This window comes from Sphingomonas sp. CFBP 13706 (assembly GCF_014842355.1).
Classification (GTDB): Bacteria; Pseudomonadota; Alphaproteobacteria; order Sphingomonadales; family Sphingomonadaceae; genus Sphingomonas; species Sphingomonas aerolata.
In genome coordinates this window covers 1-20,455 of sequence record NZ_JACYVM010000009.1, presented here as the reverse complement: position 1 = coordinate 20,455, position 20,455 = coordinate 1, and the positions used below count along the sequence as shown (strand labels likewise).

General features: G+C 64.0%; 15 protein-coding genes. 3 read left to right on the top strand and 12 right to left on the bottom strand.

Translation table 11 applies throughout. The features are described from left to right. Positions 1-846, top strand: a complete 846-nt coding sequence (locus IFS44_RS15380) for a fumarylacetoacetate hydrolase family protein (RefSeq protein ID WP_192099104.1) — start codon at positions 1-3, stop codon at positions 844-846. Positions 847-903: 57 nt separating this feature from the next. On the opposite strand, the gene lldD is transcribed toward IFS44_RS15380, so the two are convergent. The 4 genes from lldD to IFS44_RS15360 all read right to left on the bottom strand — a co-directional run bounded on the left by lldD (position 904) and on the right by IFS44_RS15360 (position 4,375). Next, the gene (lldD, locus tag IFS44_RS15375; protein ID WP_192099103.1) at positions 904-2,043 is read right to left on the bottom strand and encodes an FMN-dependent L-lactate dehydrogenase LldD; all 1,140 of its coding nucleotides are present in this window, start codon (positions 2,041-2,043) and stop codon (positions 904-906) included. Positions 2,044-2,253: 210 nt separating this feature from the next. Continuing rightward, on the bottom strand, positions 2,254-3,315 hold the full coding sequence (locus IFS44_RS15370) for an aldo/keto reductase (RefSeq protein WP_342366445.1): 1,062 nt from the start codon (positions 3,313-3,315) through the stop codon (positions 2,254-2,256). After that, entirely contained in the window at positions 3,312-3,659 is a 348-nt protein-coding gene (locus tag IFS44_RS15365; protein ID WP_192099101.1) for an L-rhamnose mutarotase, read from the bottom strand. The genes IFS44_RS15370 and IFS44_RS15365 overlap by 4 nt, the downstream gene beginning before the upstream one ends. Continuing rightward, positions 3,656-4,375, bottom strand: a complete 720-nt coding sequence (locus tag IFS44_RS15360) for an SDR family oxidoreductase (RefSeq protein WP_342366444.1) — start codon at positions 4,373-4,375, stop codon at positions 3,656-3,658. Before IFS44_RS15360 ends, IFS44_RS15365 begins: the two co-directional genes overlap by 4 nt. Between IFS44_RS15360 and IFS44_RS15355 the strand changes: the two genes are divergently transcribed. Beyond that, positions 4,353-4,637 carry a hypothetical protein gene (locus IFS44_RS15355; protein ID WP_192099189.1) on the top strand — a complete coding sequence of 95 codons (285 nt, stop codon included), beginning with the start codon at positions 4,353-4,355 and terminating at the stop codon, positions 4,635-4,637. The genes IFS44_RS15360 and IFS44_RS15355 overlap by 23 nt on opposite strands. A 378-nt stretch (positions 4,638-5,015) precedes the next feature. On the opposite strand, the gene IFS44_RS15350 is transcribed toward IFS44_RS15355, so the two are convergent. From IFS44_RS15350 to IFS44_RS15320, 6 genes are all read right to left on the bottom strand, one after another. Then, positions 5,016-8,312: a metallophosphoesterase family protein gene (locus IFS44_RS15350; RefSeq protein ID WP_192099099.1), complete on the bottom strand. Its 3,297-nt coding sequence runs from the start codon at positions 8,310-8,312 to the stop codon at positions 5,016-5,018. Between the two features lie 374 nt (positions 8,313-8,686). Continuing rightward, on the bottom strand, positions 8,687-11,896 hold the full coding sequence (locus IFS44_RS15345) for a glycoside hydrolase family 2 TIM barrel-domain containing protein (protein ID WP_192099098.1): 3,210 nt from the start codon (positions 11,894-11,896) through the stop codon (positions 8,687-8,689). 67 nt (positions 11,897-11,963) lie between these two features. After that, complete coding sequence (locus IFS44_RS15340; RefSeq protein ID WP_192099097.1) at positions 11,964-12,674, bottom strand: carbonic anhydrase; 711 nt, start codon at positions 12,672-12,674, stop codon at positions 11,964-11,966. A 26-nt stretch (positions 12,675-12,700) separates the two neighbouring features. Further along, positions 12,701-13,435, bottom strand: a complete 735-nt coding sequence (locus IFS44_RS15335; RefSeq protein ID WP_192099096.1) for a DUF2490 domain-containing protein — start codon at positions 13,433-13,435, stop codon at positions 12,701-12,703. A gap of 120 nt (positions 13,436-13,555) precedes the next feature. After that, on the bottom strand, positions 13,556-14,467 hold the full coding sequence (locus IFS44_RS15330) for a hydrogen peroxide-inducible genes activator (RefSeq protein ID WP_192099095.1): 912 nt from the start codon (positions 14,465-14,467) through the stop codon (positions 13,556-13,558). A gap of 306 nt (positions 14,468-14,773) precedes the next feature. Further along, entirely contained in the window at positions 14,774-16,015 is a 1,242-nt protein-coding gene (locus IFS44_RS15320; RefSeq protein WP_244650351.1) for an aminotransferase class V-fold PLP-dependent enzyme, read from the bottom strand. 157 nt (positions 16,016-16,172) lie between these two features. On the opposite strand from IFS44_RS15320, the gene IFS44_RS15315 reads away from it, so the two are divergent. Beyond that, positions 16,173-18,722, top strand: coding sequence for a TonB-dependent receptor plug domain-containing protein (locus IFS44_RS15315; RefSeq protein ID WP_192099094.1), 2,550 nt, complete (start codon positions 16,173-16,175; stop codon positions 18,720-18,722). 293 nt (positions 18,723-19,015) lie between these two features. Here the strand turns inward: IFS44_RS15315 and IFS44_RS15310 are convergent, their stop codons facing one another. Together IFS44_RS15310 and IFS44_RS15305 are read right to left on the bottom strand one after the other, a co-directional pair. After that, the gene (locus IFS44_RS15310; RefSeq protein ID WP_192099093.1) at positions 19,016-19,537 is read right to left on the bottom strand and encodes a hypothetical protein; all 522 of its coding nucleotides are present in this window, start codon (positions 19,535-19,537) and stop codon (positions 19,016-19,018) included. Between the two features lie 265 nt (positions 19,538-19,802). Further along, on the bottom strand, positions 19,803-20,455 hold a 653-nt coding region (locus IFS44_RS15305), incomplete at its 5' end, for a PepSY-associated TM helix domain-containing protein (protein WP_192099092.1).

Genomic DNA, 20,455 nt, shown 5'->3' with positions numbered 1-20,455 from the left:
ATGAAACTACTGCGTTACGGAGAAGTCGGACGCGAGCGCGTCGGACTGCTGGACACCGATGGCGGCATTCGCGCACTGCCGGAGGCCCTAGGCGACCTTGGCGGCGATCGTCTGTCGCCCGCGGGGCTCGCAGCCATCTCGGCGCTGGATCCCGCCGGCCTGCCACTGGTCGACGGCCAGCAGCGTTTGGGATCGTGCGTGGCCCGGCCGGGCAAGTTCGTATGCATCGGCCTCAACTACCGCGACCATGCCGCCGAAAGCGGCCTGCCCATTCCCGCCGAACCGGTGGTCTTCGGCAAATGGACCAGCGCGGTGGTCGGTCCCAACGACGATGTCGAGATCCCTCGCGGTTCTGAGAAGACCGATTGGGAAGTGGAGCTGGGCGTCGTGATCGGAACGACGGCCCGTCACGTCGATGCCGAGGTCGCTCTCGACCACGTCGCGGGATATTGCGTGGTCCACGACGTCAGCGAACGGGCGTTCCAGCTCGAGCGCGGCGGAACCTGGGACAAGGGCAAGGGATGCGACACGTTCGGTCCGATCGGCCCATGGCTCGTTACGGCCGACGAGGTCGGCGACCCGCAGGCACTGAGGTTGTGGCTCGAGGTGGACGGTCATCGTTATCAGGACGGCGATACGGCCGACATGATATTCACCGTCGCCGAGCTGGTGTCCTACTGCAGTCGGTTCATGACGCTCGAACCGGGTGACGTGATCTCGACCGGTACGCCGAAGGGGGTCGGTCTCGGCCAGAAACCGCCGGTATATCTGCGCGCGGGTCAGACCGTTCGCCTCGGGATCGATGGTCTCGGCGTGCAGCAGCAGCGCATCGTCGAAGCGACCTGATGCAGCACCGCAGCTGGCCGGCGCCCGCCGGTCGGCTGCGGCATCCATCGGCGACCGCTATCCGTCCAACAGGATGGAGCGGTCGATCTCCCCGATGCTCCGGACGCCGGTCAGTGCCATGGTGACGCGCATCTCCCTTTCTATCAGCCCGATCAGCGCCGCTACGCCAGCCTCGCCGCCCGCCGCTACGGCGTAGAGCCAGGCGCGACCCAGGAGCACGCCGTCCGCACCGAGTGCCAGCATCCGGATCACGTCTGTTCCCGATCGAATGCCCGAATCCGCGAGGATCGACAGTCGTCCGCCTACGGCGTCCGAGATTGCAGGAAGTGCCCTCGCCGTAGACGAAGCGCCATCCAGCTGCCGTCCGCCATGGTTGGAGACGACGATGGCGTCCGCGCCGGCATCGAGGGCGGCGCGCGCGTCTTCCGGGTCGAGGATGCCCTTTATGATCAACGGCCCCTTCCATGCGGCGCGGATCCAACCGATGTCCTTCCAAGCGATGGACGGATCGAAGTTCGCAGCCAGCCAGCCGATGTAGTCATCCATGCCCGACGCCTCGCCCAGCACCGGCGTCAGATTGCCCAGACGATGCGGTCGACCACGCACACCGACGTCCCAGGCCCATCCGGGGTGTCCTACGGCCTGCATCGCGCGACGCAGCGGCGCGTACGGCCCGGACATTCCGGAGTGCGCGTCGCGATGACGAGATCCGGGTACGGGCATGTCGACGGTGAAGACGAGAGCCTCCGCCCCCTGCTCCTTCGCCGTTTCGATGAGATCGGACATGAACCCGCGGTCTCGGATCACGTAGAGCTGAAACCACAACGGCCCGGCAGTCCCCGCTCGGACCTCCGTCAGCGAACACAGTCCCACCGTCGACAGCGTGAAGGGGATGCCTGCCGAGGTCGCGGCACGAGCCGCCTGCACTTCGGCACGTCGACGATACATTCCAGCGATTCCGATAGGTGCCAACGCGATCGGCAGGGGCCGCTGGACGCCCATGAGGTCGGCGGAGAGATCGATGTCGGCCACGTCGCACATCACCCGCTGGCAGAGACCGACTCGCGCGAGGTCCTCTACGTTGGCGCGCATGGTCGCCTCCGATCCTGCCCCACCATCGGCGTAGTCGAACAAGAACCGGGGCAGTCGTGACTGGGCGGCGATCCGGAAGTCACCGGGTGACGAAATGACTGTCATTCAGGTTGGCCCTTGGAGGTATCGGATGACGTTGGTGCCGGAGTGACGCGATCGGTGGAGCGGTCGACCTGTCGCCGCAGCCCGTTCGGAACCGCTGCCGTACGTTCATGGAGGTCACACCGACGACGATCGATTTCACTCGAGCCCGAGCGTGACCATCATGCGGGTTCAGGCCGCGCCATGCGTGATCGTCGGCAACGGCAATGCTTGTCACCCCTGGGCTCCGGTCGTCTTCGATCCGGTGTGTCGGGCCGGCAGCGGCGCATCGGAGCGGATCAGTCCGCGTTCGAGAAGCTCGGTCCAGAAGTCGGCTGGAATCGCATGGCGATGCAGATCGACCGTCTGGCCGACGCGCATTGCGCTGTCGCACCCTGGAATCACGCTTGCGACGAGGGGATGAGCCAGCACGAATTGCAGGGCGGCGGCGGGTAGCGGGACACCGTGTCGATCGGCGACCGCCTCGATCGCGGCCACCTTGGCAACGACCTCCGCGGACGCCGGGGCGTAGTCGTACGTCATCCTGGCTTGCGACCTTGTTCCCGTAGCGAGGATGCCGCTGTTGTAGGGACCGCCGATCACGATCGACGTCTTCGTGGTGGCGCAGGCCGGGAGAAGCGCGTCGAGCGCAGCCTGTTCGAGGAGCGTATAGCGTCCGGCCAGCAGGATCACGTCCAGATGCGCTTCCGCCATGACGTCGAGACATATCTCGATCTCGTTCACACCCAGGCCGAACCCGGCGATCGTGCCCTCGCGGCGCAGCCGTTCCAATGCCCGCAGGCCACCTCCCCGCGTCAGTTGCTCCCAATGGTGCTGGTTGGCTCCACCGTGGTTGCGATGACCGATGTCGTGAACATAGAGCAGATCGATCCGAGCAAGGCCCAGTCGCTGCAGACTGTGATCTACGCTTCGCAGGACGGCGTCGTGACCATAGTCGTACATCGGCCTAAAGGGCATCGGCGACCGAAAGCCGTCGCGCATGCGGTCGTCCGTGATCGACGGGTCCGGCTCCAGCAACCGTCCGACCTTGGTCGACACGACCACATCGGTACGGGACCGCAACGCATCGCCCACGCGTCTCTCGCTCAAACCTCGACCGTAGTGCGGCGCGGTATCGAAATATACCATCCCGGCATGCAGCGCTGCGTCCAGCGCCGCCCGTGCGGTCGCATCGTCGACGGGGTGGTAGAGGTTGCCTAGCGACGCGGCTCCGAAACCGAGTTCAGGAACGTACAGTGCGGTCGTGCCGATTCGGCGTCGATCGATCCCGCTCACGTTGGAGCATCCAGCCGGAAGATACGTCGCATCGCAACCCATTTCTCGCCCTCGTTCGCGCTGGGCAGCCGTCGCTGGAATCGTTCCATCGCCTGCTGCCATCGGGCATCCACGGCTTCGAGTTCCGGTGTGACGGCTCGGGGCCAGTCGTCGGCGACTTCGGCGATCATGAAGAGGCGATCCCCGGTCCGCCATATCTCCAGTTGATCGACTCCCGACGCACGAATGCCTCGGATCACGTCCGGCCATACCTCTCCGGGTGCATGTGCGGCTTCGTAGGCTGCGATCAGGCCGGCATCGTCGATCAGATCGAGCGCGGAGCATACGCGGCGACCGGAACTCATGCCATGCTCCAGCCGCCGTCGATGGTGTGCAGTTGGCCCGTCGTATAGGCGCTTTCGTCCGAAAGCAGATACAGGGCCAGATAGGCGATCTCCTCCGCCGATCCGAGCCGCCCCATCGGCTGGCGTGAGACGAACGCCGCCCGAGCGGCCTGCTCGTCACCGGTGGCCGCAAGGCGTTCGTCCAGACTGGGCGACTGGACCGTACCGGGGCAGATGGCGTTGCAGCGGATGCCACGACCGACGTAGTCGACCGCTACCGATCGGGTTATTCCCGCCACCGCGGCCTTGCTCGAACAATAGGCGTAGCGGTTTGCGACGCCGATGATGGGACCCGCGACCGAAGCCATGTTGACGATCGATCCGCCCCCGTTCGACACCATGCCAGGCAGGAATGCGCGCAACATGTATGTGATGGCATGGACATTGAGATCGAAGGAGAGCCGGTAACCTTCGTCCGAAGTCGCCATCAGCTCGCCGGCATCCACATAGCCCGCGCAGTTGAACAACGCATCCACGGCATCCGCATTCTCGCCGAACGCCGTTACTGCCTCACGATCGGTGAGATCCAGCACACGAACCTCACAACCCGATAGGTCCGCTAGCCGTTCCGCGTTGCGGTCTACGGCGACGACCGTCGCACCCTCCCGGGCGCACAACTCGGCCGTCGCCCGTCCGATACCCTGGGCAGCACCCGTGACGACAACCCTCTTTCCCATCAGTCTCGGCATTGGGTTCCTTCCAAACCACGTTCGCATCGAACGCAACATGTCGGACGAGACGGTCAACGCTCCGGCCAACAGACAATCCGCATACATTGATATCTCAGGACAGAGTATTAAAATATTTACCGATGAGGGGTTTTCTACGTCGACGTTCGGTCATGGGGCGGGTGGTCCGGCCGACGTCATTTCGGCGATCTACCTGACGCCGGTTCGGGTCGTCGCCTCACCTGTTCGCTACCATCGGACGCTCGGGTGACGTGCATGACGTAAAATGGTCTCCCGCCATGAAGGTGCGGCAGACCGCCTCTCCGACGGGGGTCGACGAAGCACTACCGCTTGGGTGGGTCGCGACGGATCGTCGAACCAAAGGGCCCCGTGACGACGTCCACGCAGGGAGGGGGATGCGACACGTGTTCTGACTACGATCTGAAGGTCGGGCGTTCAGATCGCATCTTAGCAACGTATGAACTCAGCGGACGAGCGATAAGGCGATACAGCCCCACGATGAGCTGCAATCCCGGTCCAATGGGCACCAGATCAACCCATGACACCCGCCCAACGCGCATTTGGCGATGACGGGCTACGGCATCGACGATGACTAACGACCCGCCGGCTTCCAGCAAACGCGCGGCTCTCAGGCTTTTGGTCGAAAATCGATCCCCTTGAGGACCACGGAGACGCGGACCATGAAATATGATCCGTCCCGCGTCGCCAGGACCGCTTCGACGGCGAGAACCTCTCGAACCATTGCCACGAGTTTCGCAAGATACTCCGCCTCTAGATCCTCACGCCCGTTCAAGCGCCAGATGAAGGAGCTGTGCCTGAAGAGGTTCAGAAGATTCTCCGTTTCACCCGTCTTTTCGAAGTCTGACCAGAGCGCTTCGTGACAGCGGTCGAAGATTGCGAACAGGCGTTCGTTCCAGAGGAAATGGTACGCATCGACGAGGCGGGAGCGATCGGCTTGCGGAAGCGGTTGACCCGATCGCGGTCGAGAAGCGAGATCGACTATCGCCCTCACGCCGTTGTAGTAGTCGGCTTTGCCCCGCGGCGCCTGCGCCACCTCGCTGAGTATGGTCGCTGCGGCCGCGTCGTCTTTTTCGGCTCGGGCGAGATCGATCAGAATGTTGTTGGTGACGGTGATCGACTTCGCTTTTCGGGCGGCCACGAGAAGGCGCTGAAGTTCGACCCTGCGTTCGTCGGCATTGACGATCTGATTGGCGAGTATAGTCCTGGCCTGCACTGCATTGATCGAACGCCGATCAATTGCGATGGCGCGCTCCGCCGCTGCGACAGAGCCGATGACGTCTCCCTCGCGCTTCAGAGCCAGCGACAGACCGAGTTCGGCGCTCTGCCGTTGGCCTTTGCTCAGCATTGAGTGGTCCAAAGCCTGGAACTCCCGCGCTGCTTCCGGCACGCGCTCGCTCATCCGGTAGCCCCGCGCGAGTTCATAACGCAGCACGTTGATCTCGCGAGCGTACTTCGCCTCCCCGCCCAGCATTTGGATGGTGTCTTCGCACAGCGACGCTGCGCTTCTGAAATGATCGCCCGTCATGAGGACTTCGACGAAGGCTGAGGCCAGCCGGATTACGGCTCCGATCTCGACGGGGTTCTCCTCGTCAAGCGCACGCCGGCCCGCACGCAATATCAGGGTACACGCATTTTGGATCTCGTAGCCGTCGCATAATGCGTCCTTGACGCGCCGTCCGGTCTGCGAAGTGGCGATGCTGCCGGTCATCCAGTCACCGCCGAAGTACATCTCGAGCGCCTTGGCATCGAACGATCTGACGACGTCGTCGCTCATTATGCTGCGCACGTAATCGCGGACGGGACGGGACACCACGAGTGCCTTGCGCGTGCTGTCGTCAGGCATGCCGTCGAGCGTGGTCACGGTCGCGGTGTCGATCAACGACCGTTCCAGCAGGGTTCTGGCATGGGCTGGATGGAATGGATGGGGACCCAGGAAACGTGTCAGCCTGTTCAACTGCTCGCCTTTTGGCAGGGTGGCGAGAGCGAGGAGCAGATTGAATGCGCGCTCGTCCGACCTGTCGTCCGACCGCTCGAGTTCCGTCACCGCTGCGACGAGCGCTGGCGGCGCGGATGATGTCACGGCCGAGGCATCGCCAAGGTCCGGATTCGCGACCATCAGATCGCCGACCGATACGATCTCCAGATCGCGTAGCGCATCGTCGAGGCGCGACGGCACGCCATCGGTGTGCCGATGGAGGCTCGATACGACGTCGGGCCGAGCGTAGCGATCTCCGCCGAGTTCGCTTTCACGGGCATACGTGGCCACGTCAGGCTCATCCAGCGCAGAGAGTTCTATGAGCGGGAACGTCGAGAATCTGGGTTTCCGCCTAGTCTGGATCACGACCTTTGCCTCCGGCGCGTAGTCCAGAAGCGGATGCACCAGCGCTTCGACGGCACGTTCGGTCTTGGCCGCCGCTGGGCCTGCGTCCACGTCGTCGAGTATGAGGATGCACGGTCCGGCATTGGCGATCGCGACACACATCTGCTGGAACGTCACGCCGAAGCGGGTTCGCAACTCGTCGTAGAAACCGTCGTTGTCGGTGAAGGCAGCGAAATCGAGACTGAAGACCCGATTTCGCGCAACCCCTATCTGCGGACACAAGGATGCAAGGAATCCATCCTCCCCCATTCCCCAATCGGCCGAAAGCCAGATGGCACGCACGGCCGTAAGGTGCCTCAGACTGGCTTGTTGTTCTACACGACGCACCTTGAGGTGAGCCGTTGCCTTGGGTAGCGGATGCTGCAAGGCGTCCAGATCGAAGGCGGAAGGCGCCAGGTCTGCCAACCGGGGACGGCTTGAGACGATGACATCGGAGGCGGCCGAAGTCGGTGCGTCGGCTCGACGCTCGACTTCGTAGGACATGCTCAGCCCGCCGCCCTCCTCGTCGATGTCCTGACTGTTGTCAGGTGCGAGCTTCCATCTACCACCCGTCACTTCGATGAGCCGGCGAGGCCAACTCGTCAGCTTTCGTCTTGTACCATCGATCTCCAGACGGTTGACGGAGTAGCCCTGAATGCGGCGGTGACCGTCACCATAGCGTTCGAGGCCGAACAGGGAAGCGGCCTGGACGCGTCTGCGGCTGGGTCCCCCACCATGCTGCGTTGCACGAGTTTCCGGCTCGTGCATGTGTCCGAACAGATGAAGATCGAAGCGGCCCGCAGGATCGAGATCATTGTCCCAGGTAGCGGGACTAGTTCTGCGGAACCAGGAAGACGGCTGATGGGTCACCAGTAGATTGGCATCGTTCGACCGGGTCCAATCGTCAGGTGACGGACCAGCGATCGCAAGAAGCTGTCGTGCATCGACGTGGAGGTTGCCCTCATAGTCGCCGGCACCCAGCTGCAGCCACGTGGAGTTGAGCGCGACGACGCCGAGTTTACCGGCGGGGGCGTCGAGGAGATAGGATGCATCACCTGGTAGCAGTCCCTCACGGTGTGGCGGGAGATGTAGCCCATCTGCAATGGCCTTCGATCGCCATGCGGTGTAGCCGGAGAACGTGCGATTTAGGAAATCGAGATATTGATCGTCAGACCATAGGCCCTGCTGCAGTTCCGGTATGCTCCAGTACCGGGCAAGCGTGAGGGCGATCGGGTCGAGACCATTGGGGCGAGTCAGGTCATGATTGCCGGGGACCGTTATGACCGGAGGTTTCGGCCCTAGCTGGGCAAGGCGGTCGAGGATGCGATCGAGTATGACCTGGAACCCATCGAATTCCGCGGGGCTGCCGCGCTGCGCGAGGTCGCCGGAAAATACGACGACATCGAAGCCGCCGGTCTTCCTGTGAGCCGTTTCCAGATCGTCCAGCAGAACCGTTGCGGATCGTGGCCACACGCGGTCCTGCTCGCTCACCCCGACATGGATGTCGCTGAAATGAAGCCAGCGGAAGCCCTGTGAGTCTACCATTCGCGCCGATCCTCATACCGTCCGGTTCGGCTGTGCTGACCCGATACCTTAAACCGGCAGGATAGTTCGACACCGGTGGATTGGACAAGCGCCCTTGGCCCGTGTCTTCGATCGCGATCGCAGCCGTTTAGGCGACCAGTTCGCGGAATCGTACCCGTTCGGATGCGAAGTCGATTGTCGGGATGGTTCAGATGGGACTGAAGGCATGCACGACGTAGGCGACGGGCATGCCGCACTCCAACTTTCGCAGGGATGGCTGTTCCGGATCTGGGATTAGGTTCGAGGATGCAGTCCCAGCGCCGATGCCCCGGCGGACGGAGGGGCCGATACTGGACTGGCCAGGACGAGCGCGATCGCGCTGAACATCATTCGCATCATTCGTTCTCCGTTGGGCGAGCCTGCTGCGCCTTGTCGGGGGTCGTTCCCTCCCCTGTGAAAGGGGTTAGGCGGAAGGCGACGCGCGTCGGCGCGAGCGTCGTACGGTACTTCGGAAGCGGCTTGCCGAACTCGCTCCATTGGGTGTCGCCCCCTACCCCCCATTGCGCGGAGTCGATCAACAGCGTGACCTGGCCGTGCGGTACGACATCGGTCGATTTCCAGCTGCCCGGCGCATGGCGATCGAGATCGGCATAGGGAAAGGCCAGTGCGGTCATCATCAGCGGTGCGTCGCCTGCAACGCGCAGTCCCCTGCCCGCACCCGCCAGCTCCATCCAACGGACATCGACCTTGTTGCCGGTTTCCTGCGGCCGGATGTAATCGTGGTTCTGCTCCGCGATCGCGCCACGCCAGAGCCCGATGGGTGCCGACGTCTTGCGATCGACATAGCTTTCGTGTGGTCCACGCCCATACCACTCGACCGTGGTGATGTCGGTCGGCATCGCAAAGGCGAGCCCGACCCGGAACGGCGGCGGCAGGTCGGCCTTGATCGGGTTAAGGGCGGCCGAGACCGCCACCGATCCGTCGCCCGCCATCGTGTAGGTGGTCTTGAAGGTCGCAGCTCCGTCGCCCAGTGCGAAATCGACGGTGACGGTCGAACCCGCACCATGCACCGATCGCACGGTCCTCCCGCCGCTCATAGCCTTCCATGCGGCGAGCTGTTTGTCGGTGCCTATGCCGATATCGTTGTCTGTCACCGCACGCCAGAAGTTGGGGGCACCGCCCGAAGCGATGTCACGACCGTTGACCGCGTAGCTGCGGATGAGGCCCGTGCGACGATCAACGACGAGAACGGTGTCCTTCGCCGAGAGCCTGATCGTGTCGCCCGCCTCCCGCAGGGCGACCAGCCCCCCGGTCTGCTGGGCCGGCGGGGCCGGTGCAACACCGAACGCGAATTGCTCCCAGCCGACGATCGCACCGACGGGGACCAGAGGGATCACGTTCTCCTTCGCTCGCGCACGCACGGTCACGAAGTACTCGGCGCCGGAGCGGCGATCATACTTCGCGACCGGCAGCGCGATCACCGCGGTTCCGCGTGCCGGGACCTTCACGTCGGGCAGCTTGCCGCCCGCGACGACGATTCCGTTCTCTGCAAGCTCCCAGTCGAACGCGAAGCCCGAAAGGTCCCTGAAGTCATGACGGTTGCGGACCGTCACGCGCGCGCCGTCGAAGCCGTCGAACTGGATCGGCGCGTAGACCTTGCGGACCTCGTACAGCGCCGGGTTGGGCGTCCGATCGGATTGGAGCAGACCGTCGCCGAACTCGATCTCGCCGCCGGGATTAGGGCCATATTCGCCACCATCCCCCCAGTAGCGCCGACCGTCCTTCGCATAGCGGTACATCGACTGATCCACCCAGTCCCAGAGGAAGCCGCCCTGCAGCTTGTTCGGATGAGCGTAGATCGTATCCCAATAGTCCTTCAGGTTACCTCCCGAATTGCCCATCAGGTGCGCATATTCGGTCTGGATGACCGGCTGCTTGAAGTTCCAGTTGGTCGCATAGTCGGCGAGCTTGACGGCGGGATCGTACATCGGCGCGTAGATGTCGGCATACCAGTTGGGTCGATGGTCGCTGATCCCGTCCCACGTGCCCCAGCCGAGGTAGCTTATCAATCGGTCGGGATCCCGTGCCTTCGCAGCAGCGGCGGCGGCCTCGAAGTTGGGCCCGATCCCCGCCTCGTTGCCGAGCGACCAGAACAGGATCGACGGATGGTTCTTGTCACGTTCGACCATGTTCGTGACCCGACTTACGTGCGCGGCCTTCCAGGCCGGATCGAAGCCGATCTGGAACCGGGCGCGCTCATCGGGATGCTTGTTGGCGTAGTCCATGTACGCGTGACTCTCGATGTTCGCCTCGTCCATGACGTACAGGCCATAGTGGTCGGCCAGTTCGTAGAGATACGGGTCGTTCGGATAGTGGGAGGTGCGGATCGCGTTGATGTTGGCGCGCTTCATGAGCCGGACGTCTTGCTCCATCGACGCCCGGCTGATGACGTGGAACGTCTCGGGATCATGCTCATGACGGTTGACGCCGCGGATCGTGATCGGCTTGCCGTTCACCGTGACGCGTCCATCGATCATGGCGACGGTACGGAAGCCGATCCTTCGCGCAGTCGACTCGAGAACGGTTCCGCGCGCATCGACGAGTTCCGTCACCAGCGTGTAGAGGTCCGGCGTCTCGGCGGTCCACGGTTTCACCGCCGGCACGGTGGCAGTCAGCGTCACGCGACGCTCGCCGTCGGCCATCGCGACCGTGGCACTGCGTTGCGTGACCAGGCGGGCCCCGTCGAACACCAGCGCGCGTGCGGTAGCTGCGGCGCCCGGCGTCACCGTCATGTCGATCGCCAGTTTTCCGTGACGGTATGCCGCGTCGAGTCCCGCACGGACGAACACGTCCCGGACCCGCGTCTTCGGCGTCGACACCAGGTAGACCGAGCGCTCGATCCCCGACACGCGCCAGAAATCCTGATCCTCAAGATAGCTTCCGTCGGACCAGCGAAAGACCTGGATCGCGATCGTGTTCCGCCCAGGTCTCATCAAGCGCGTGACGTCGAAGTCGCTCGGCAGCTTTGAATCCTCGGAGTAGCCGACCTTCACGCCGTTGACCCAGACGTAATATGCGGACCCTGCTGCACCGATGTGCAGGACCACGTCGTTGCCGGTCCAGCGGCTGGGCAGGTCTACGGTGCGGCGATACGATCCCACCGGGTTCGTCGAATGCGGTATCAGCGGGCGATTGGCGGGAAAGGGATAGGTGATGTTGTTGTAGCGGGCTTGATCGAAACCCTCGGCTTGCCAATCGGCGGGGACCTTGATCGTCTTCCAGGAAGACGCATCGTAGTTCGGTTGCTCGAACCCCGCCGGCAGTCGATCCGCGTCGGGCGACAGCGAGAATCTCCAGTCGCCATCCAGCGTCAGAAACCGGTCCGACGACGCTTCGACGCCCGCCAACGCCTTGGCGCGAGTCTCGAATGGGAAACCGGTTGAGCTAGCCGGCAATTTTCCGACTGCGAAGACTTCCGGGTTCTCCCAGTCAGGTCGCGTGGCGTCGACCTGCACCGCTTGCATCCGCGGCGCACTTTCCTGTGCGGACACCGTGCTCGCCAGCGCGGCACCGGCCGCGCTGGCTAAAATGGACGATCGGCGCATCGGCCCTTCTCCTTCTTGTGGAAATCGCGACGTAGTTCTTGCTTATTACCTTCACCGCTCCCTACTGCTAGAGCCAGCGCACCGCACCGGTCGCCAGGCTGTAGACCGCTCCGACGACCTTCAGCTTGTCCTGACGCTGCGGTTCGAGCAGCATCGGCTCCGAATAGTTCTGTAGCCGATCGACCATGCGGCGGACATTCTCGTCGATCGTACGGTTCAGCAGCGTCTCGTTCGTCGCACCGGCGCGCCGTGCGACCAGAACCGAGGGGATGATCGGCTCTATCATGCGCCCGATGCTGCCCGGCAGCCGGGCATCCTTGTTCACGACGTCGACCGCGGCCGCGACGGCGCCGCATTTCTCGTGCCCCAGCACCACCACCAGCGGCACACCGAGCGCCGTGACCGAATATTCGATCGAGCCCATGCCCGCGGTATCGACATTGTTGCCGGCGGTGCGGACGATGAACAATTCGCCGAGGCCCGCACCGAACAGCTGTTCGGGGCCGACGCGCGAGTCCGAGCAGCCGACGAGCGTCGCGAACGGCTGCTGGCCCTCGGCGAGTGCGAGACGCCGGGCGCGCGACAGGTCGGACTTGACCGGCCGATCCGCGACGAACCCTGCATTGCCGTCCTTCAGCCGTCGTAACGCCGCGTCAGGCGTAAGCTGGGGAGTGGCCGATACGATCGGATCAGCCGCGCCAGCAGAGGTCGCCGTCGTTGCGGCTGCAATCGATGCGAGCGTGCCGGTGGTCAGAATGTCACGTCGGGAAATGGTCATGGATCGTCCTTTCAGGTGAGGGAATTTCAGAATTGGGCAACCAGGGTGATCTGCGCGATATGGTTGGGACCGGGCCGGTCGCGGCCGACCAGCGTCTGGTTGAGATAGCCGATCTCGGTCGACAGGCCGGGCTTCAGGGGGATGCCGACACCGGCGAAGGTGCGGATCTGATCGAGCCCGGAGCTGACACCCCAGCGCGTGTCGGCAAGTTCGAAGAAGACTTCGCTCGTCACGATGGCGGACGGCGCGCCGGGCTTGCCCAGCGGCATCACACCGCGCAGCATCTGTCGTGCCCGCCACGACGTTCCGCTCGCATTCTCGCGCCACCGCTGTTCGGTCCGCGTCCGCCCGATCAGCCGCAGCTTCGGAGACGAATGCAGCGTGACGAGCAGCTGCTGCCAAGTGCGATGCTCGGTCGATGATGCACGATCGTCGACCGGCGTATTGCGAAAGACCGCATAGCCTCCGTAGATCGAGAGATCGGGCGATGGCTCCCAGCCAAGCCCGAGCCGCAGGTTGCGTTGCCCGAGATGCCCGATGTCATCTGTGACCCGGATCTGCCCTTCGGCCCACACCCCGAGCTGCCCCCGGACCGTTCCGCTTGCGAGGAAGCCGCCCCATGTCTGGACATCGCTTTGCGCCAGCGCGGGGGTTGCAATCAGGGCGATGACGATCGATGCGGCAAACCCGATCGGTATCGAAGCCCGCCGAGGCGGCCCTCGTCCTCGCTGGTCCTTCAACCGCTTGCATGCTGTACTCACGGCCTGTCTCCTTCTCTTTGCGGAGCGTCCCGGGTGATCGGCGTTGCTCGCAGGACCGAGATGGCGGGTTCATGGTGTGAGTGCCAATCGATAGTCGAAGGGCATATTGATAGCGTCGCACTATCGGAATTCGTTCATGATCCTGGTGGCGCTTTCGGACACGCGGTTTGCGATCATTCCATAAAGCGCGCTGTTCGCGGCGTTTTCGCGCCAGCAGGCGGCGATCATCCGGTGCCCGTTCCAGCCGTCGGGTCGCAGGACCTTGACCCCGGCGTCGCCACCGACTTCGGAACAAAGGTACAGCCGCGGCAGGATCGCCAGCCCGAGGCCGGTCGCCGCCATCTGCCGCAGGCTGTCGAGGCTGGTCCCCTCATAGTCGCGGAGCAGGACCATGCCGTATCGCTCGCACAGGATCATGCCCTGCCGGTGGAGGTGATGCCGCGGATCGAGGCTCAGGACTTCGGCACCGCGCAGATCCTCCGCCGTCACGGATGCGCGATCGGCGAGCGGATGAAGCGGCGACGCGACGAGCACCAGATCTTCGCGGAACAGCGGTTCGATCGAGAGCGCATCGCCGTGGATCGGCAGGGGCCCCAGGATCATGTCGAGCTGGCCGCGTGCGAGCTCCAGCGCCTGCTCGTCGGGGATCCCTTCCCGAATGTAGAGCCGCAGACCGGGGTGATCGCGCGCAAGTTCGGCGATGACGCCTGGCAGGAGGTACGGCCCCAACGTCGGCGTGACCCCGAACCTGATCGTCCCGACGGCTCGATCGCGGGCGGTAGAGGCGAGATCGCAGAGGTCCTGTCGCTCGACCAGCAGCTTGCGGGCACGGTCGGCGATGTCCCGCCCGACCGGCGTCAGGTGTGCCCCGACCAGCTGGCGCTCGACGAGCGTGACCCCCAGTTCGGCTTCGAGCACACGAAGCTGCTGGCTCAGCGTTGGTTGGGAAACATGTGCAGCCGCGGCAGCCCGCCGGAAATTCCGTGCGTCGGCGATCGCGACCAGGTATTCCAGCTGACGAAAGGTTGGCATGCCTTGCTCCTGAGTTCTGACATCTCGATTTCGCCGCCGATCGCCTTGAAGCGATCTATCGGCCGGTCGGCAGCCTGCTCGATGCGCGCCGCCTTCAGTATCACCTCGACGCTCACCCGCCCCGGTTTCGAGGCCACTGACAGCTTCGCCTCGGTGTCCAGACGCCCTTGCCCGGACGGTCCACGAACTCTGCGGAAGCCAGTGGGCAGTTCGGCGGCGGCGTCGTCCGCGCGGAAGTACAGCCAGCCCGAAGCTATCGTTCGGGGTAGGTACGGGGTCGGTGCGAGGAATCTCCCGCCTCCGCAATCAGGCAACCCGGGCATGCTCTGCCCGGATGGCGTCCACCAGTCGCTCTAGTTCGCCGTCCGTATTGAACAGGCTGGGCGTTACCCGCAGGACGGGTCCGGATGCCAATCCCTGCTTCGCGACGACAAGAACCTGATGCTTGTCGATGAAACGCCGCTGTGCCGCGCGCGCCTGATTCCAACCTTTCTGACCGGGAAGTCTGAAGGCACCGATGACGGCACACAGGCCCGGTTCTTCGGAATGGACCAGCTGCAAGCCAGGCAAGCTACGGACGCCGCTCGTCCATTGTTCACGTTTGGCTCTCAGGTTTTCGAGCTTGTGCGCCTGTCCGAACGCACGATGCTCGGCGACGGCTGTGGGTATGGTCAGCCTTGCAGCGAAGTCGATCGTGCCGGTCGGCACTCGGGCACGGATGTCATCCTCCTCGTGGATGTGGTTCCCTAGCCACGGCGTGACATCGCCAAGCCGCTCGCGGCGGATGTAGAGCGCGCCGGTCCCAAGCGGGGCAGCCACCCATTTGTGGAGGCTGAACCCCATGAAATCGATACCGAGGTCGTCCACGTCGACAGGCAGCAGACCGACGGACTGCGCACTGTCCAGAATGACGTCGACGCCCTGCCTCCGGGCCATGGCCGCGATCTCGCGGACGGGTAGGACGAGCCCGTTCCGGTTCGAAACGTGCGTAAGGAGTATCAGTCGCGCCCGGGGCGCTTCGCGCAGGGCCTTCGCGTAGACCGCGAGGATGTTGGCCGTCGTCGAGGGCTCCGGAACCACGAGACGTACATGCTGCGCGCCGCGCGACGATGCGAGGTAGGCCATGGCGTGCTGCATCTCGTCATAATCGACGTCGGCGGTGATGACTGCCTCTCCGGCCCTCAGCGGCCGGTAGTTGACGATGAGACCGTAGAGCGCTTCCGTGCCCCCGCCACATAGCGCGACCTCGCCGGTACGAGCGCCGATGAGACCGGCTACGCTGTCCGTCGACTGCTGCAGTCTGTCGTCACGCGACGGCCCAGGTAGGGCGCTGCGTAGAAACACGGCGTTGTTGCGGTTCACCCACTCGCCATGACGACGGTAGGTAGCAGCGACCGTGCTGGTCATCGGGCCATAATAGGCGGCGTCGAAGTTGGCGAAGCGGCGATCGACATCGTAGCGTGCCGCGACGTCGTCCCTCGCGCGGTCGGGTACGGGCAGCGCCCCGGTGAGCGAGGTTCCCGCAGCGGTGCCGCCGACCATCTTCATGAATGCTCTTCGTCCGTTCAAATCCACGGCTCCTGCTTGACCCTCGTCGATCCCCGGGTCAAAGCCCGAGATGATACAAGATAACATTACGTAAAAGGGGTCTAGCGTGAATTCTCGTGTATGTCGTGCAGCATTCCTGCTTTCCACGGCTGCGGCCATGCCCGCCCTCGCGCAGGAACGTGATCCCTCGGCAGATGCAGAGGGAGAGGCGATCATCGTCACCGGCAGCCGATTTGGCGGACGGACGTCGACCCAGTCGGCGACGCCGGTCGATTCGGTCGGGCGAGATCAGCTTCAGCAGAGCGGTCGGATCGACCTCATCCAGCAGCTGAAGGTAGAGGTACCAAGCTTCAACACGCCGCGGCCCTTGGGATCCGGCGTCGGCGATTATCTCGTGCCGCCCTCGCTGCGCGGTCTCGGACCGGGCGAGGTCCTGGTGCTGGTTAACGGCAAACGACGGCACACCTCGAGCGATCTCAATTCGAGCAACGGCATCGGTCGCGGCGACGTCTCGGTCGACTTCAACGCCATTCCATCGTTCGCGCTGTCGCGTGCGGAGGTGCTGCGCGATGGCGCGTCCGCCCAATATGGGTCGGATGCCATCTCCGGCGTCATCAATCTCATCCTCGACCGGTCGGTCGGGACACGTGCGCAGATGACTGGTGGAATCACGACCGAAGGCGACGGTGCCTACGGAGAGGCCAGCGTTTCGTCGGGTGTCCGCGTGGGCAAGGACGGTGTGTTCCGGCTCACCGCTTCGTTCCAGCAGCACGAGGGCACCGACCGGTCCCGGCCTGATACCAGACAGCAGTATTTCGGGACGAACGCTGCCGGACGGCCCACCGCGATTTCGGGCAACTACGGCTCGGGCACCGGCCTGACGCCCTCGAGCGGCACGCTCGACCCGCGCGAAGCGATGATCGATCGCAACGTGTTCCGCTTCGGGGATCAGCCCAACACGAACGCACAACTGTTCTACAACTTCGTCGCCCCCGCCTCCGAGAACGTCGAGGTCTACGCGTTCGGTGGCTACAACCGTCTCGATGGCGACATCGAGTATTTCTTCCGTCGAGCGGGGCAGGACGAGACCATACGCAGCATCAATCCCGACGGGTACCGGCCCATTCTGGATTCCAGGATCGAGAACCTGTCGACGGCGATTGGACTGCGCGGTGAGGATCTAGCGGGATTCGGCTGGGATCTGTCGACGGTCTTCGGCCTCAACACGCAGAACCTCAGTTACGACAATAGCGTCAACGTCTCCTACGGGGCATCGACGCCTCGGCGGTTCGACCGGCTGCGCTCCGACTTCTACCAGTGGACGAACAATCTCGACGTGACGCGCGAGATACCGCTGAGTGACGCCGAACCGCTCAAACTCGCAGCAGGCCTTGAATATCGCGAGGAAACCTATCGCCTGTTTTCCGGAGCACCCGCAGGGTACCTGAACGGCGGTGTGCCGATCCTCGACGGGCCGAATGCCGGACGGCCGGCGATCATCGGCGCGCAGCCGGGTCCAAGCAACAGTGCCGACGATCGCGCTTCGCTCGGTCGTCGCAGCTGGGCGGCGTACGGTGACGCGGAGAAGATGTTGTTCGACCGCCTGCTCCTGCAGGGTACGGTGCGACATGAAGACTACAGCGACTTCGGCAGCACGACGAACTTCAAGTTGGCGGGACGCCTCGGCCTTTTCGGCGGGTTGGCAGCCCGCGCCTCGTACAACACGGGCTTCCGAGCCCCTGCGCTCGCGCAATCTGGGTACAACGCCTCGAACACGCTGATCCTGAACGGCCAGCAGGCGATCGTGCGCGTGGCGTCCGTCGATAGTCCGGCAGCCCGCCTTGCCGGGGCGACCGACCTGAAGCCCGAGCAGTCGCGCAACGTTTCGGCTGGTGTCGTCCTCGAATCCGGTGGTTTCACGGCAACGCTCGATGCCTATCAGATCAAGGTCCGCGATCGCATCGCGATCTCCTCGACCTTCCAGGACGCTCGGTTGACCAGCTTCCTTGCCGCCAATGGCCAGGGCAATTTCAGCGCCCTGTCCTACCTGACCAATGCGGTCGACACGAGGACCAGGGGCGTCGACCTGATCGTGAACTATCGCACCCGCATCGCGGACGGGCTGTTCAGCGGAACGCTCGCCGGCAACTACAACAAGACCGTCTTCGATCGCATCGCGGGGACGCCTGCGCCGCTCGCCGCGCTTGGCATCACCACACCGTTGTTCGACCTGACGCAACAGCTGCGCTTCTCGGACAGCCTGCCGCGAACCAAGGTGACGCTCGACCTCAACTATTCTCGCGGGCCGTTCGCGATCTCGCTGACGAACACGCGCTACGGCGAGGTATCGACCGTGGCCCTGACCAACCGTACCCCCGCTCAGATCGCCGCACTCACGCCAGGTTACGACGTCGCTCTCGTGCCGGCGTCCGCCACCAGCGCGAACTCCGACATCATCCAGCGCTTCGGCGCTGACGTGCTGACGGACATCGAGGTCTCGTGGCAGGCGACGCGCCTGCTGCGCCTGAGTGCCGGCGCCCAGAACGTGTTCGACGTCTATCCGGACGAGAACATCGCTTCGACTGTCGCTTCGGTTGCGGCCGGAACCAACGGGGCAGACAACGCCGGCTCCCAACCCTACAATGCGATTTCGCCGTTCGGCTTCGGTGGGCGGACGATGTTCGTCCGGATGGGCCTGAGCTTCTGACATGAGCCCTGTCGTCATGGCGATCCACCGGATGGCGTGACCGGACATCCGGCGGGGCAAAGCGAGATGCAAGGTGCGAAGCTTCGAACACGAGTGTTGACCCCGCTTTGCACCGGGCGGTCCTGGAATGGACAGCATCCCTAGCCATCGCCGTCGTCAGGACGCGTGCTATCCCGTCAAGACGGGTGCTGTCGCTGCACCGGAGACACCCCTTCCCGGTTCCGCTAGAAGATGACGGCACAGGACTTCGTACGCGAGATGTTCGAACGTCAGATCATGTCGTGCATGCCACGTCATCTACTTTGTGTTGGCGTCGTATCAGTAGGTGCCGCGCCGGCTACTGGAACCACACCCGCGTTTCCGGTCCTCTTGTTGGTCGCCTCTACATAGACCTGGGCCCCTGCATCTTCAGGAAGATCAACCGACCCCCCGAACGTCCCGGGCGAGCTGACGAACGCCAGTGGTGCGGTCGAAAGACGTCTTCCGTTCGACCAGACGATCGCGGTAACCTCGTATTCGGAGGCGTCCCACTCTCCACCGGGCGTGATCGGGCATCCACACATGAGTTCGACCTTGGCTCGAACTAGAAGGCGGCTTCCATCACGCGAACTGGTGGGCGTGATCGCCAGCCCAGGCAGCTCGACCATCCAACCGTTGCCGACGTCGACCGGCTCGCCTGGAATAATCCAGCGCTGGGACTTCACATGAACGAGCGACTGCGGTCGACCGAGGGGCCCGGCTACGTCAAGATCGACCAGAGTAGGCTTGGCAATGTCCACGTCCGCGACGAAGGACGCTGCATCGTCGGACTTCAAAAGCGGTGATCGGCCACGTGACCGCATGATGCGTTCGGTGTTCCCCGTCCCCCCCCTTGGTCACGCCCTGCGCCAGGATCTCGCCGGTCTGCGCGTTTCGGATCGTTATGCGGGCGCCACCGGTATGATCACCGATGAACTTGCCGTCTTGGCTCAGCACGCGAACGACGACGCGTGCGGGTTCCGCAGCCGCCGGAGAAGCGATGGCGAACCAGGCGACCAACCATGTGACTCTCCGTCTCATGCATTTTCCTTCTGCCACGCCTCAGCTCGTCGAGGTACGCCGCTTAGAATAGTCGCGCCGCTGCAGCCAGCGCACGATTCCGGTTGCGAAGAGGATCGTCGGCAGCATCCCTGCGGCCAGTGCGAGCAGCCGGCCGGTGAGCCCGAAAGCCTCGCCGCCATGCAGCGGGTGGAGCCAGTTCAGCACCTTGTCCCCACCACTGTCCGCCAAGCCGTCGCGAAGGGCAAGGATGCGACCACTATAGGGATCGAGCCAGACGTTGGTGCGTGGGAACCGCCGGCTCGGCTCGCCGGGACGGGCGAGATTGATCCGAGCCGTCCCGGTCGGGCTGGCGGGCGTTTCGATCCAGGCCAGCGCACCGTCGGGAAAGCGCTCGCGTGCCCGCATGATGAGTGCGTCGATGGTCAAGCGAGTGCTTCCGGGCATGACGGCCGGCTTGGGTGTCTGGTAAAGCGGCGAGACGCTGGAGATGATCGGCCGGGTCTGGTCGGGCAGGTCGAGCATCACCCCCGTCGCGGTCACGACCAGCAACAGGATCAGTCCGGAAAGGCCGGCCAGCTTGTGCCAGTCGTATAGTCGCCGGATCGGCACGGCGCGCGTTTTGAACCGCAGCGCCCGCCACCAGCCCCCTGCTCGCGGCCACCACGCCCATATACCGCTCGCCAGCAGCACCA